Source organism: Vibrio olivae, assembly GCF_042428525.1.
Lineage (GTDB): Bacteria > Pseudomonadota > Gammaproteobacteria > Enterobacterales > Vibrionaceae > Vibrio > Vibrio olivae.
The window spans coordinates 187,769-202,938 of the sequence record NZ_JBHMEP010000002.1; the positions used below are offsets into that span (position 1 = coordinate 187,769).

Consider the following 15,170-nt stretch of genomic DNA (forward strand, 5'->3'; position numbering starts at 1 on the left):
ATCAGCAAAAGTTTATATATCAGACTTTTTATCTATTGCTTTATACGTAGTGGTAACCGCAAGGGATGAGTATGGGAAAAAGCAGTTATAACAAGCTTTCACAGCAGGAACTTGACTACATCGATGATCAGACCGCGGCCTTGCTTCTCAACACACCAAGTAATGCTCGCATAATGTTATGGCTCGTCGTTCTGTTCTTTATTGCCGCCGGCGTGTGGTCTTCGTGGGCAGAAATCGACAAAGTCACTGCTGGCCAAGGTAAAGTGGTCCCCTCTTCACAAGTGCAAATAGTGCAAAATTTGGAAGGGGGTTTAGTCAAAGAAATTTTGGTGCGTGAGGGTCAACATGTCAACAAAGGACAACAGTTACTGCTGATTGATGACACACTATTTCGCTCTGACTTTCGAGAAAGAGAGCAACAAGTGGCGAATCTCCGCGCCAGTGTTTATCAATTATCAGCCTCCATCGATAGCGTCGCAATTAACGATAACTTCAATGAAAAGGATTGGACACAAAACGTTCAAATTGACAATTCATTGCTGATATTTCCTCAAGAATTTGAACAACAAAGGCCCGAACTTGTTGCTCGGCAAAAAGTGGAATATCAGCTCGACCTTAACAACTTACGCAATAAAATTTCGCAGATTGATCAGCAGGTTAAACAAAAGCAGCAGGATTTAATTGAAACACGAGCCCGGGTGAGTAACCTCAAGGCCAGTTATCAATTCGCCAATCGAGAACTTGAGATCACCACACCCCTTGCCGAAGAGGGTGTCGTGCCGCAAATCGAGATTCTAAAACTGCAGCGTCAAGTCAACGATACCAAACGAGAACTCACCTCCAGTGAATTGAAAATCCCTTTGCTTCTTTCGGCGATTCGTGAAGCAATGCTCAACCGAATTGAAGCCGCACAACGTTTTCGCTCAGAGCAGCAAGAAAAGCTTAACCAAGTGCAAGATAAGCTCTCTGCACTCACCGAATCCGCGGTGGGCCTGCAAGACAGGGTCAATCGAACGGTGGTGATCTCACCAGTGACAGGGACAGTAAAAACATTGAACATTAATACGGTCGGGGGCGTTATCCAACCAGGGATGGATATTGTGGAAATCGTCCCGAGTGAAGATACGCTGTTAGTTGAGGCAAAAATTGCACCGCAAGATATTGCCTTTTTGCGCCCCAATTTACCGGCTGTCGTTAAATTTAGTGCTTACGACTTTACCAAATATGGTGGATTATCTGGTACTTTAGAGCATATTAGTGCAGATACAACGCAAGACGAAGAAGGCAACAGTTACTACTTAGTTCGAGTGAGAACCAAAGAAACCTCACTAAACCATGACACCAGCTTACCGATTATTTCAGGAATGACCGCGTCGGTCGATATCATTACCGGAAAGCGCACCGTCATGGAATATTTATTAACCCCCATTTTAAGTGCGCAACAAAATGCGCTCAAGGAATAACAATGATTTGCCGACCCTCACCCGTTTCATTGAGAATTTGGATAACATGACCCGTTGGTTGTCCGCGTTACTCGCTTTAATCCTTTCGACCTTTACCTTTGCTTTAAACCGCACTGAACAGCAATGGGTCGACTCTGTGCGTACCACCTACGGAGAACGAGCCGCGAAACGCGTGACAACATGGCGCGAAGAGATGGAAAATTATCAAAAACTCGATGAAAGGCAACAAATTGAGCGCGTCAATCGTTTCTTTAATCAGCTAAACTTTGTCAATGACATAAACCTTTGGGGTAAAAATGATTATTGGGCTACACCGCTCGAATTTCTTGGTGCTAACGCCGGTGATTGTGAAGACTTTACGATAGCAAAATACTTTTCATTACTTGAACTGGGCGTCTCAGACACAAAACTACGACTGGTGTATGTTAAAGCATTAGAACTTAACCAATTTCATATGGTTCTTGCGTATTATCAAAGGCCAAGTTCAGAACCACTGATTTTGGACAATATTAATCCAGTGATTAAACCTGCTTCTACACGTAAAGATCTACTACCGATATACAGTTTTAACGGTAAAAATCTGTGGTTAATGAAGTCAAATCAAGGGCAGTTAGCGGGTGAGTCATCTAGACTCAGTCTATGGAATGACTTAAGAAGTCGTGAGCGCTCACTCAAACTGAATAAACCGATCGTCAATTATGATTAAAAGGCAGTATGACACTATATAAACAGTTGGTCGCAGGAATGATCGCGGTGTTTCTGATGCTGATGGCATCAGTCTTCGTCATCGAGTTCAATACGACACGAATCAATCTGGAGCAGCAGCAACGCTCTGAAGTCAGTAACACGATCAACACCGTGGGGCTTGCGCTTGCTCCGTATCTGGAAAATAAAGATCAGGTCGCCGTTGAATCAGTGATTAATGCCCTGTTTGACGGTAGCAGTTACTCGGTAGTAAGGCTGGTATTTTTAGACAGTGGTGAAGAAATCGTTCGTAGTTATCCTATTCATCCTAGCAGCGTCCCCAAATGGTTCTCGAATCTTAATCTATTTAGCAAAATTCACGATCGTCGAGTCGTCACTAGCGGTTGGATGCAACTGGCTGAAGTGGAAATTGTCAGTCATCCCGGCAGTGCTTACTCCCAGTTGTGGAAAGCATTTGTTCGTCTGAGTTTCGCCTTTAGCGTCATTTTTATCATCGGTATCGCCGCAATTGCCTTTATTCTTAAACGCGCATTGCGTCCTTTGCAATTGATCGTGACCAAAATGGAGCAAGTGGCAAAAAATCAATTTGGTCAGCCCCTACCTCGTCCTCAAACCCAAGATTTAATCTATGTGGTTGATGGCATTAATCGAATGTCAGCTCAAGTTGAAAAATCGTTTAAAGCGCAAGCCAAAGAAGCGCAAATGTTGCGTGAGCGTGCGTACATTGATCCAGTCTCTAAACTCGGTAACCGCGCCTACTATATGAACCAGCTCAACGCTTGGCTCGGCGATGGCGGCAGTGGCGGGATAGCGATCTTAGAAGCCTCTTTCATTAAAGATTTGTATGACGAGAAAGGCTATGAAGCAGGCGATGGGATGGTGCAAGAAGTCGCCGCGCAGTTACAAGTATCAATTACAGCATCAGACGTGGTTATCGCACGAATGTCATCCAACGAGTTTTCGTTTATTTTCCCCAATATGACCGAAGAGCAGCTTAAGCAGATGGCAAACAGCATTATGGCTTATGTGCATAATTTAAACGCAGATCCCCTTGGTTTTAGCGCGGAAAATATCGCCCTCGGCGTGGTCTATACCCAAGATAGACAGACAACCACGGACGTATTGAGCATGCTTGACAACGCATTAGCGATCGCCAAAGCAGAGCCTGAACTGGAATTTGGCTTTATTGCTGCCCATACCTCACAACACGTGATGGGTAAAAGTCAGTGGAAACACTTGGTGGAAGAAGCCATTTCTAATGACTGGATTGAGTTTCGTCTCCAGTCAGCGAACAACGCCGAAGGCCAAAGCTATCACAGTGAAGTATTTTCAACGATTAAAAGCCATGGACAAACTTATCGTGCCAATCAATATTTGTTTGCACTCGAAGAACTCAATGCAAGCCACCTATTCGACCAATATGTCATTCGTACGCTGTTAAATCGGCTTGAAGAGCAGCAAATCACGACACGAATCGCGATCAACATATCCGCCGCCAGTATCGCCCAACCCAGCTTTATTCGCTGGATTGGCAATGAACTGAGCAAGCACAAAGACGTGATTTCTCAGCTGCATTTCGAGATTCCAGAAAGTGCGTTTATCCATACTCCGCATCATACCGCTCTTTTCTGCAGTGCGGTAAGAGAAGCGGGTGCGGATTTTGGTGTCGATAATTATGGCCGTCACTTCCAGTCGTTAGATTACATCAACGAATTTAGACCCGCTTATGTCAAACTCGACTACCTATTCACGCACCATTTAGATGATGAAAAGCAGAAATTCACCTTAACCTCGATCTCAAGAACCGCACATGATCTCGGCATTGTAACCATTGCTTCAAGGGTAGAAACTCAAACCCAATTAAACTTCTTATCTCAACATTTTATTGAAGTATTTCAAGGTTTTATTGTGAACAATTAAACACACAGAGGGGTTAAATAATGCAGGATGCGTTACTCAATTCATTAATTTATGTCAGTCGCTACTATGGACTAGCGAACTCGCCTGAAGCGTTGATTAATGGATTGCCCCTCAGTGAAGGAAAGTTAACGCCCTTTCTGTTTCCTCGCTCAGCAGAGCGTGCTGGATTAGTCGCTCGTGAGAACCGAGCATCCCTAACGCATATTTCACCACTCGTACTTCCTGTCGTGCTACTGCTTCGTGATGGCGATGCCTGTGTTCTCAATAAGCTGGATATCGAAAAACAAGAAGTTGAAGTCGTCAATCTCGACTCAGGCATGGTTCCCGTTACCTTGTCGCTGAGTGACTTAAATAACCAATACGTAGGTCGTTACTTTCTAGTAAAAAAGCAATTTCGCTATGATGAACGCTCGCCCGAAATCCTTAAAGACGACCATAGTCATTGGTTTTGGGGTACCATCTGGAAAAGTAAGCGCATTTATCGAGATGTGCTAATTGCATCTATTTTAATCAATCTATTTGCCATCGCGGCGCCGATGTTCACTCGTTTGGTGTACGATAAAGTCATTCCAAACTTGGCGTTTGATACACTTTGGGTGCTAGCCAGTGGCGTTGTCGTGGTTTTCTTGTTTGATTTATTGCTCAAACTGCTACGCAGTTATTTTATTGATGTGGCAGGCAAAAAGTCAGACATTTTAATCTCTTCAAAAATTTACGCCAAAGTAATGGGCATCCGTATGGAATCAAAACCACCATCCGTGGGTGCGTTTGCCCGTCACTTACAAGAGTTCGAAGCCATACGAGAATTCTTTGCCTCAGCGACCATCGCAGCGCTCATCGATTTGCCTTTTACCATCATGTTCTTACTGATCATCTGGCTCATGGCTGGCGATCTGGTTTATGTTCCTGTCACCGGAGTAGTGATTCTTCTCCTCTATTCACTGTTGATTCAAAAACCGTTACGCCGTGCTATCGAAGAAGGCTCTAGACTCGCTTCGCAAAAATACGCGAATTTAATCGAAAGCCTGTCGGGGTTGGAAACAGTTAAACTGTTTGGTGCGCAAAGCCAATTCCAATTTCGCTGGGAAGAGGCCGTTGCCCATATGGCTAACTGGAGTATAAAGAGTCGAAGAATCACCGATGGAATCCAAAATACCGCGGGGTTTGTTCAGCAATCTTGTAATGTCGGTATTATCATCTTCGGGGTGTATCTCATTGCCGATGGTCAATTAACCATGGGGGGGCTCATCGCTGCCACTATGCTGAGCGTTCGCGCTATCGCTCCGATGGTACAGCTGTCCATGATTTCCACGCGCTACAATCAAGCCAAATCATCGTTATCGATCATCCATCAAGTCATGGAGATGCCCGATGAACAGCAACCTGGCAAGCGTTATCTCCATAGGCCAATTATCCATGGCAAAATTGAACTGGATAACGTGACGTTTCACTATCCAAACTCCTCGATGGCGGCCATTCGCAACTTAAGTGTCACGATACGACCAGGTGAAAAAGTCGCGATTATTGGTCGCATTGGCTCTGGAAAAACCACGTTAGAGCGCCTAATCATGGGGCTATATAAGCCCACCGAAGGGCATGTTCGAATCGATAATACCGATATCGAACAGCTGCATCATATTGATATACGTCGCAATATAGGGTGTGTTCCTCAAGAGAGCCAACTGTTTTATGGTTCTATTCGTGACAACATCACCTTAGGGCGCCCCCTCGCCGATGATCGCGATATTCTCGATGCAGCCAATCGCTCAGGCGTCAGTGTGTTTACGCAAAACGATCCCGCCGGGCTTGAGCGTCAAGTTGGCGAAGGTGGTGTGTTAATCTCGGGTGGTCAACGCCAAGCGGTTTCAATCGCGAGAGCATTACTTGGTCGTCCTCCAGTGTTATTGATGGATGAACCAACCAGTGCGATGGATAACCGCTCCGAACAGCATATCAAGCAGCAATTAGCCACGCTGGGAAAAACAGAAACGCTCATTTTGATTACTCATAAACCGTCGATGCTTGATCTGGTTGAACGTATCATTGTGATGGAAAAAGGCATGATCGTCGCCGATGGCCCTAAAGCTCATGTGTTAAGTGATTTAAAAAAAGGCACGCTCAAAAAACGTTGACCGGGACCTCTCCTCTCCCTTGTTATGCACGAGGAATAGACCTTTGTGGCACGATAAACTGCCCTCACCTTTTTCGTCTCAACCGCGATCCGAGCTAGCAGATGCCAAAATTATTGTATAGCGTTCAAGCAATAACCTTCACCTTGATCTACAGCGTGCGAGCCTTATACGTCTTAAAATTGAAAAACCCTATAAAAACCAAGCCTTTTCTCACCATTCATCATCAAACCGCTCTAAAGTTGTGATTATTACCGGACAACGTCCAATAACAATATCTTGAGCAATGCCAATGAAAAAACGTTATATCGCTTTAATCGCTCTCATCGGCGGTGTCATCGGATGGTTAGTCCTTGGCGGAACGGCAGCCGTCATGCACTACACATCGGACACCGATTTTTGTATTTCTTGTCACACCATGGAACAACCCTTCAAAGAGTACCAAGGCTCGGTTCACTTTAGTAACGCGAAAGGCATTCGTGCTGAATGTTCCGATTGCCATATCCCCGAACAACCCATGGATTATTTGATCACCAAAATTCGCGCTTCAAAGGACATCTATCACGAGTTCATTTCGAAAAAAATCGATACACCAGAAAAGTATGAAGCACACCGAAAAGAGTTAGCGGAAATGGTTTGGCACCAAATGCGCGACAATGACTCAGCTACCTGTCGCTCGTGCCATGACTTTGATGCGATGGAAACTTATGCTCAATCGCGAGATGCCGCCAAAATGCATGCCTACGGCAAGGAAAACAATCAAACGTGTATTGATTGTCATAAAGGGGTTGCTCATTTCGCTCCAGAAGCTGAACTCGACAGTAAAGCCTACGATAACCTCGTTGCATTAACAAAACGCACATCGAGTACGGCCAAAACCGTTTATCCAATCACAGCTACTGCTCTTGGTGAACTCGGGACGGTCAATCCCACCACTGCGCTCGACGTCACAGCAACTGATGGTGATCAACGACAAGTCACTTTGAACGCTTACCAAATGAAAGGAGCAGAGCAAGTATTGTATATGGGACGTGGCCAGAGAGCGATTGTCGCAACGCTTAATGAACAAGGGCAACAAGCCCTGCAAGGGGGTGAGTTTGAAGCCGACCGCTATGGCAATGAATGGCGAGCAGTTCGCTTAAATACTGTAATAAACCAACCCGTGGTCGATAATCTAGACCCGGTTTGGGATTATGCCCAAGAATTGGATAACGTCTATTGTGCCACTTGCCATGCAAAAATTCCGGCTGAACACTTCACCGTCAACGCATGGGGCCCAGTGGCGAAAAGCATGGGTGCTCGCACGGACATCTCTGATGCCAATCTCGAAATCTTAACCAAGTTCTTCCAGCACCACGCCAAAGATGTGGTTAGTCACTAAGGAGTTATAGAATGACGATGACTGATATTTCACGTCGCCGGTTTTTAAAAACCACAGGCTATACGGCAGGAGCACTCACTTTTCACACATTTATCCCCTTAGCCCATGGGGCTGAAGAGCAAGGCAATGGCATACTAACCGCTGGACGAATGGGACCACTACTGTGTGAAGTAAAAGATGGTAAGTTGGTCGCCAGCAAAAATGCGCTGGCGCAAACCATGCCCAACAGTTTACAGCTGACCGGGCCAGACCAAGTGTATACCAAGGCTCGAGTCAAGTACCCAATGGTTCGCAAAGGTTTTCTTGCTAATCCACAAGATCCTCAAGGACGCCGAGGCGATGATGAATTTGTTCGCGTATCGTGGGATCAAGCTTACCAATTGATCCACCAGCAACATATGCGCATTCGCAAAGAGTATGGCCCATCGGCAGTGTTTGCCGGCTCTTACGGCTGGCGCTCAAGTGGTATTTTGCACAAAGCACAAACCTTGCTTCAACGCTATATGAGCATGGCCGGTGGCTATTCAGGCCATTTGGGCGATTATTCAACTGGCGCAGCACAAGTCATTATGCCGCATGTGGTGGGCTCAATCGAAGTCTACGAACAACAAACTACCTACCCCGTGATTTTAGAAAGCAGCGACGTCGTAGTCCTATGGGGACTTAACCCTGTCAATACACTAAAAATCGCGTGGACGTCATCCGATTGCGCTGGTCTCGAGTTTTTTCATCAACTTAAACAGTCTGGTAAAACCGTCATTATCATCGACCCGATTCGTTCCGAAACCGCCGAGTTTTTTGGTGATAACGCGACTTGGGTCGCTCCTCATCCAATGACGGACGTCGCAATGATGATGGGCATTGCCCATATTTTGATCAAGAGTAACAAGCACAATAAACCCTTCTTAGAAAAATATACCCAAGGATTTGATGAGTTTGAAGCCTACCTCATGGGCGAAGAAGATGGTATAGAGAAAAATGCTCAGTGGGCCTCCAATATTTGTGGCCTTCCCATCAAACAGTTGCGATTACTGGCCGAGATTTTCTCTGAAAACCGCACCATGTTAATGTCTGGTTGGGGTATGCAAAGACAGCAATATGGCGAGCAACGCCACTGGATGCTGGTGACACTGGCCGCAATGCTGGGACAAATTGGCTTACCAGGTGGCGGCTTTGGCCTTTCCTATCATTACTCTAACGGTGGCAATCCAGCGCGAGACGCTGGTGTTCTACCCGCGATATCGGCTTCTCTGGGTGGGGGCTCATCCGCGGGCAACGACTGGGCGGTATCTGGCGCCGTACAAAGTTTTCCGGTCGCACGCATTGTTGAGGCGTTAGAGAATCCGGGGAAAGAGTACTCACATAATGGGCATCGTCTTACGTTTCCCGATATTAAAATGATCTGGTGGGCTGGCGGCGCTAACTTTACCCACCATCAAGATACCAATCGTTTGATTGCTGCATGGCAAAAGCCTCAGTTGGTCGTTATCTCCGAGCCTTACTGGACAGCCGCGGCCAAACACGCAGATATTGTTTTGCCAATCACCACCTCCTTCGAACGTAACGATTTAACCATGACGGGTGACTACAGCAATCAACATCTGGTTCCGATGAAGCAAGTCGTTGAACCTCAAGGTGAAGCTAAAAGTGACTTTGATGTTTTTGCCGACATGGCCGAGTTAATTAAACCTGGTGGGCATGAGGTTTACACCGAGGGAAAAACAGAGATGGAGTGGCTATATGAGTTTTACACCGCAGCGCAAAAAAGTGGCCGCGCCGCGCGCGTTCCTATGCCCAACTTCGACACCTTTTGGCGCAATAATCAGCTGATTGAGATGAACGAAAATCCTAAAAGTGCACAGTTTGTGCGCTATGCAGATTTTCGAGACGACCCTGTCGTCAACCCATTGGGTACCCCGAGTGGAAAAATAGAAATCACTTCCAAAACCATTGCAGGTTACCAACTCGAGGACTGTCCCGCCCATCCGACATGGCTCAAACCTGACGAGTACACCGGGAACGCACAAGCGGATGAACTTCAATTAATGACTGCGCACGCAGCAGACCGTCTCCATAGCCAGTTCAACTACGCATCACTGCGCGAGCAATATGCTGTTGCGAACCGTGAACCCATCTGGATTCACCCAGATGATGCAAAAGTGCGCAATATTGCAGACGGAGATTTAGTGCGCGCCTACAATCAACGTGGGCAGGTTTTGGTCGGAGCCGTCGTCACAAACCGCATAAAAGTGGGATCGGTATGTATCCATGAAGGCGGATGGCCAGATCTCGATAAACAAAGTGGCCTGTGTAAAAACGGCGCAGCGAATGTTCTGACGTTGGACATTCCCACATCACGCCTTGCCAATGGCTGCGCAGCCAACTCTGCGCTGGTGAAAATAGAAAAGTATTCAGGTGAGCCCTTGCCACTGACCGCGTTTGATCCGCCGGAGAATGGTTGAGCATACTCATAAAAGACAAAGGCGATGGTTATCCATCGCCTGCGTTTATTCCACCGTTTTACTCAACTGCAGGCTTACGCTAGCGGCAATGATACCGACTAATATATAGAGAGCCCATGCGAGCCAAGAGAGTTCGGACAGCACGGATAACGGATTATCGCTAAACATAATGTGCATTGGAATCGCAAACACTGCAGAGAAAAATTCACTCACTCCATAGTAATTGAACACACCAATCGCCCCCCACTTCAAGGCATAGACGGCAACAAACATGATGAGTATGGGCGAATTGACGCGCTGTGATAATGCAAGTGCGACAAAGACCAGTGGTACCATAAGCACACCCGCCCAGAGCATGCGAGCTAAAAACCCGAGCCAATGGATAAGACTAAAACTTAACGACGCTTGTGGAAGAGCCAAAGTCAACTGTTGACCTGAAACCATATTCATTAGCCATAATAGAATATCCGCACCAAGCACAAGACACGCACACACTGCGGGAATGACGACCAAGCCAAAAATTAACTTAACTAAATGATTTTGCGCGTCACTGACGGGCATACTTCGCCAGAACATCAAACTGCCCTCTTGGCGAGGTTTACGTAATGTTTTCGGAAAATACATGGTACTGATTAGCAGTGATAACAGCGCAGCAGCGCCAGTTGTCAGAGTGCTTAACCCATTGCCAAGGCTCAGCCCATCTCGAGTAAACCCGTCACCAAAACGCATCTCAAACAGCAAATTTTCCTGCAATGCCGTGTTCATAAATAATGCCACTAGCAGCGCTAGCGCACACAACCCACTCCACAGTGGAATACGAACTAAGTAACGATATTCAATCCACTCTTTTTTTAACATCGCAACATATTGATTCACGATACCGCCCCCTTTTGCAGCGCTAAGAATAACTCCGTCAACCCCGCAGGAAGTACACGTCCAAGCGATGAAACTTGTTCTAGATAACTTCGCTTTAGTAGCCACTTACTGCTCCCTAACCCTTGCTCGACATATAAAGGCTGGCAAGCTAGCAGTTCCGCTTTATGCTCATCACTTGCGTCAAGTACGAACAGCGAGTGCTGAATATCATCTACCGCACTTTGCCAAACGGCATTTCCTTGCTTTAGGATCAACACATCGGTCAATAAATGCTCAATCTCTTGCACCTCATGACTGGCAACAATCAAAGTGCGTTCACCTTCTTCGAGCCATTGCAACAAATGGCGGTAAAACGTGTCCCGGTAGACCAAATCTAATCCAAGCGTCGGTTCGTCCAAAATAAGTACATTCACATCAGTAGCAATCACCACTGCGAGATGCAGCTGAACTTTCATACCCTTGGATAACCGGCCAACTTTACTCGCGAGTGTGATGTCCGTTTTGGCAAGAAACTGCTGTGCTTGTAACGAGTCAAATTTCGGATGGACCCCAGCAATGTACTCCAGTAGCTGCTCAACTCTCATCCAATCCGGTAATACGCTGACATCAGAAATACAGGCGACGCCTTTCATGAGCTGAGCCCGCTGTGACAGTGGCTCATAACCATTAATTTCGATCTCTCCCTGATAACGCTGAGCCCCCAACAAGCTTTTTATCAATGTTGATTTGCCTGCACCATTGTGCCCAAGCAATCCCAACACTTGACCAGACTCGAGCTGAAAGCTGATATCGTTAAGCGCTTCGCCTTGTCCAGACTGGCGCCCGCTATAGTTTTTTGACAGATGTTGAACACGAACCACGGGCATCATTATTCACCTTCAATATTTTGCTTAAGACGCGAGATAAATTCTTCCAAAGGCATATCCAACTGACGCAGAGTACGACGAATCTTGGGTATTTGTTCAGAAATAAATTGCTGTTTTTGCTTAGCCTTTAATTTGGCTTGGGCGCCGGGTGCAACGAACATACCTTGCCCACGCCTTTTTTCAACTAACCCATCATCCACTAACAGCTGATAACCTTTTAGTACGGTTAGATGGTTAATTTTTAAATCGGCAGAGACGGCTCTTACCGAAGGTAACGCGTCGCCATCTGCCCAGACACCTTGGGCAATTTGATCGCTCACACGTAGGGCTAATTGCCGAAAGATCGGCAGATCCTCATTCCAATCGCTCACGATGCCTCTTTAAATTATGGTGTTATATATAACTATAACACCATAACTCTAAAACGACTTCAAGTACTCAACGTAAAGAACGGATACTTAGAAAATAAAAAACCCCGCGGCAAGCGCGAGGTTTAACGGCATTATTTATCGATTAAGATTATTCAGTGGCACATTGCGCATCACCAATACGCTCCCATGCGCCCCATGGACCCGACTCACTTGGGTTCTCACCCGGGTTGGCATACCACTTGTTTTGCCAGATACCCCCATCCCAAGTCACTTGGGTGCCTGGCGTTGGGTATGCGAGGGTGGTATCCCATAAATTGTCGCACAATTCAGTGGATGAACCGCTCGCGATCACAGTGACGATCGTGGTTGCACTGTCTGAAAGTTCACCATCATCAACGGTAACGCTGAACATCAGTTCAGTCTCTTGAGAGTAATCACCGGCGATAAAGCTTAATGTCGCGCCGCTTTGTGTCGCATCGACGCCTGTCGGGATCGACCAAACGTAGGTTAACGCATCACCATCCATTGACTGCGAGGCATCGACGACGACCACATCACCCGAGGAAACAGATGCTGGAGCACTCACACTGGCGACAGGTGGCGTATTTTGAGGCTCACTGCCTTGTGGTTTAACACGAATCAGCACGCTGTCAGTAGCCACGCTACCATCGTCATCGGTCACCGTTAACTCAAACTCATACACTTGTGTTTGTTCAAGTTCCGAAACGCTAAAACTGGTAAGCACACTGCTCTCTGAACTCAGAGTTACGGAAGGTCCGGAAATCTGTGTCCATCGATAGCTAACAATCTCACCATCACGGTCATTGGACTGACTGCCGTCAAGCGTAACCTCGACGGGGGCTGTCACAGTTTGATCGTCACCAGCCTTGGCGATTGGTGGATAATTTGCTGGCGGCGTACTATTCAATCCTTCATGCATCGCGTTAAGAATGTCACCGTTATCGGCATCGATTTCCCATGCAAACAAACCGCCAAGCCCCAATGAACGAACATAAGCCCCTTTTGCTTTGATTGATCGTTCATCATCAAACGTAATCAACTCACCGGAGCTTTGGTTCCACACCCACGGCGCTTGCGCAAGTTCATCGTAACCATATTCAAAACCGTTGATACCGCTATTATTACTCCCAAGCATATTGGCTTTGATGCCCTTATAATCAATAACACCGTCTTCCCAAACACCTTGCTCGGTGGTTCCGGTTAGTTTTCCGTTGCCTACGCCTGTCATTGGATCGGTAGGATCGGTGAGAGAAGTTGGCATCACACCTTGCCAACCTCGACCATACATGGCTGCACCAACCACTAACTTGCTTGCTGGAACCCCTTGTCCAAGTAAGATTTGAATCGCATTATCTGTTGTGTAAGCTGGCCCTTTGAACGGTTCACCTTGTGCATCAACACCCGAACCATCACACTGCCCTGGCAACATAAACGAGCCGCAATATAGCGCAGTTTGATGACCCAATACGTTATTCCAACCACCGTAGAAGTCATACGTCATGGCAAAGATATAATCCATATATTGCGCGGCTTGAGCGTAGTCAACATCTTCCAGCTTGTCGTAACCTACTCCAATCGCGGATGTAAGCTCATACTCACGCCCAGTTTGCGCTTGCAGCCCGTCCAGCATTGCGCGTAGCTCACTCATCAGAGCAACGTACGCAGGACCATCGTTCACAGGATCCCCTAAATCCGGCGCAGCGCCACCGCCACCAGGAAATTCCCAATCAATATCCACACCATCATAAAACTTCCACGTGGTTAAAAATTCCTTTACTGATGCAACGAAGGTGTCACGGTTGGCTTTCGTGGTAAAATCAAAGAAAGGATCAGACAGAGTCCAGCCACCAATGGATGGAATAATTTTTAACTCTGGATTGCGCTGTTTCAATGCCATTAACATCGCATAGTTCCCTTTGATCGGCGTAGAGTACTCATGGCCAGCCTGCGGAAAACTTTTCTGAAAAGCCGCCCAAGGATCATGGACAACGACTTCGTAATCATCAACACCCTGACAAGCGGTTTGCAGCGCAGTATAACTGTTGCCGCCAACCGATTTTACTGACTCGTTAGGCCCACAGATAGGGATAAATCCATACAGAATATGCGTTAAGTTATCTGCGGGAATATTATCTACCGTATAATCACGCCCATAAATGCCCCATTCAACAAAGTAAGCCCCAACGACCGTATTTGGGTCTGTCGCGTAGGTTTTATTATTTGTATCGATGTTCATCGCTAAGGGATCAAGGTGTGAACCATCGGTATCGGCAATCACCAACTCGCTCGGCGCACTCTGGGAACAGCCAGTTTCATCACAGGCTTCAACAATGACTTGGTACTTCCCGCCATTGGCATAACTAAAGCTCGCCGTGGTCGTGGTTCCAGTAATTGGTCCCGTTGCGACCTGTTGACCATCGAAATAAATATGGTAAGTATCACCGGGTTCACCGCTCCACTGATTAAATTTGAGTGTGATGTCGGCTTGGTCATGGTACGTAACCATACTTTTGTAGCCACTCGTGGCTTCCATCTCCAGCTCAATTTTCGAAAACTGAAGATTGTTTGATTCGTAGAGGTCAATGGCTGGCACAGCTGGAGCAGCCAGCGCACTGCCACAGAGTGCCAACGTGACGCTTGCGGCGCATAAAGTTATACGATTCATATCGTTATCTCTCATTCCTTTTGTGGTTAATTGTCCTGTTCCTCAACTCGATATATTGAAGACCATCCACTCCAGTATTTAAGAGACTTTATTTTTGACTCAAAAAATTAAAGCTTTTTTCGAGTCAAACGAAAAAAAAACTCGTCACGACGTTTCAGTTACATCATTGCCGCTACTTTGAGTCAGAAAGCGAAAAAGTTGACAATGAGTTTGTCAAAGTAGACTCACTATCAACGAAAAATCAAAATATTAGCTATTAAAGCCGTTTAGGGATTGATTGAATTTTCCTTATGCTCCCAATGCGATACCGA

10 protein-coding genes are annotated in these 15,170 nt (G+C 46.4%); 6 read left to right on the top strand and 4 right to left on the bottom strand.

The genetic code is table 11. From position 1 onward, the window contains the following. Positions 1 to 71 precede the first annotated feature (71 nt). The 6 genes from ACFFUV_RS10725 to ACFFUV_RS10750 all read left to right on the top strand — a co-directional run bounded on the left by ACFFUV_RS10725 (position 72) and on the right by ACFFUV_RS10750 (position 10,060). On the top strand, positions 72 to 1,463 hold the full coding sequence (locus ACFFUV_RS10725; protein ID WP_390192303.1) for an HlyD family type I secretion periplasmic adaptor subunit: 1,392 nt from the start codon (positions 72 to 74) through the stop codon (positions 1,461 to 1,463). Positions 1,464 to 1,509: 46 nt separating this feature from the next. Beyond that, a complete protein-coding gene (locus tag ACFFUV_RS10730) occupies positions 1,510 to 2,169 on the top strand; it encodes a transglutaminase-like cysteine peptidase (protein ID WP_390192305.1) in 660 nt (219 codons plus the stop codon). Between the two features lie 8 nt (positions 2,170 to 2,177). Then, positions 2,178 to 4,088: a bifunctional diguanylate cyclase/phosphodiesterase gene (locus ACFFUV_RS10735; protein WP_390192307.1), complete on the top strand. Its 1,911-nt coding sequence runs from the start codon at positions 2,178 to 2,180 to the stop codon at positions 4,086 to 4,088. 20 nt (positions 4,089 to 4,108) lie between these two features. Beyond that, positions 4,109 to 6,220, top strand: a complete 2,112-nt coding sequence (locus tag ACFFUV_RS10740; RefSeq protein WP_390192309.1) for a type I secretion system permease/ATPase — start codon at positions 4,109 to 4,111, stop codon at positions 6,218 to 6,220. Positions 6,221 to 6,503: 283 nt separating this feature from the next. Next, on the top strand, positions 6,504 to 7,598 hold the full coding sequence (locus tag ACFFUV_RS10745) for a NapC/NirT family cytochrome c (RefSeq protein ID WP_390192311.1): 1,095 nt from the start codon (positions 6,504 to 6,506) through the stop codon (positions 7,596 to 7,598). Positions 7,599 to 7,615: 17 nt separating this feature from the next. Further along, positions 7,616 to 10,060 carry a molybdopterin guanine dinucleotide-containing S/N-oxide reductase gene (locus tag ACFFUV_RS10750; protein ID WP_390193268.1) on the top strand — a complete coding sequence of 815 codons (2,445 nt, stop codon included), beginning with the start codon at positions 7,616 to 7,618 and terminating at the stop codon, positions 10,058 to 10,060. 45 nt (positions 10,061 to 10,105) lie between these two features. Here the strand turns inward: ACFFUV_RS10750 and ACFFUV_RS10755 are convergent, their stop codons facing one another. The 4 genes from ACFFUV_RS10755 to ACFFUV_RS10770 form a co-directional block, all read right to left on the bottom strand. Further along, positions 10,106 to 10,936 (bottom strand): hypothetical protein, encoded by an 831-nt coding sequence (locus ACFFUV_RS10755; RefSeq protein WP_390192313.1) that lies wholly within the window; start codon positions 10,934 to 10,936, stop codon positions 10,106 to 10,108. Continuing rightward, positions 10,933 to 11,805 carry an ABC transporter ATP-binding protein gene (locus tag ACFFUV_RS10760; RefSeq protein ID WP_390192315.1) on the bottom strand — a complete coding sequence of 291 codons (873 nt, stop codon included), beginning with the start codon at positions 11,803 to 11,805 and terminating at the stop codon, positions 10,933 to 10,935. Before ACFFUV_RS10760 ends, ACFFUV_RS10755 begins: the two co-directional genes overlap by 4 nt. Beyond that, positions 11,805 to 12,173 carry a GntR family transcriptional regulator gene (locus ACFFUV_RS10765; protein ID WP_390192317.1) on the bottom strand — a complete coding sequence of 123 codons (369 nt, stop codon included), beginning with the start codon at positions 12,171 to 12,173 and terminating at the stop codon, positions 11,805 to 11,807. Before ACFFUV_RS10765 ends, ACFFUV_RS10760 begins: the two co-directional genes overlap by 1 nt. A gap of 148 nt (positions 12,174 to 12,321) precedes the next feature. Beyond that, positions 12,322 to 14,859, bottom strand: a complete 2,538-nt coding sequence (locus tag ACFFUV_RS10770) for a glycosyl hydrolase family 18 protein (RefSeq protein WP_390192319.1) — start codon at positions 14,857 to 14,859, stop codon at positions 12,322 to 12,324. Positions 14,860 to 15,170 lie beyond the last annotated feature (311 nt).

Bases quoted from the DNA above. Each gene is read 5' to 3' on its own strand.
- ACFFUV_RS10725 (WP_390192303.1), top strand. From the start codon at position 72: ATGGGAAAAAGCAGTTATAACAAGCTTTCACAGCAGGAACTTGACTAC.
- ACFFUV_RS10730 (WP_390192305.1), top strand. From the start codon at position 1,510: ATGACCCGTTGGTTGTCCGCGTTACTCGCTTTAATCCTTTCGACCTTT.
- ACFFUV_RS10735 (WP_390192307.1), top strand. From the start codon at position 2,178: ATGACACTATATAAACAGTTGGTCGCAGGAATGATCGCGGTGTTTCTG.
- ACFFUV_RS10740 (WP_390192309.1), top strand. From the start codon at position 4,109: ATGCAGGATGCGTTACTCAATTCATTAATTTATGTCAGTCGCTACTAT.
- ACFFUV_RS10745 (WP_390192311.1), top strand. From the start codon at position 6,504: ATGCCAATGAAAAAACGTTATATCGCTTTAATCGCTCTCATCGGCGGT.
- ACFFUV_RS10750 (WP_390193268.1), top strand. From the start codon at position 7,616: ATGACTGATATTTCACGTCGCCGGTTTTTAAAAACCACAGGCTATACG.
- ACFFUV_RS10760 (WP_390192315.1), bottom strand. From the start codon at position 11,805: ATGATGCCCGTGGTTCGTGTTCAACATCTGTCAAAAAACTATAGCGGG.
- ACFFUV_RS10770 (WP_390192319.1), bottom strand. From the start codon at position 14,859: ATGAATCGTATAACTTTATGCGCCGCAAGCGTCACGTTGGCACTCTGT.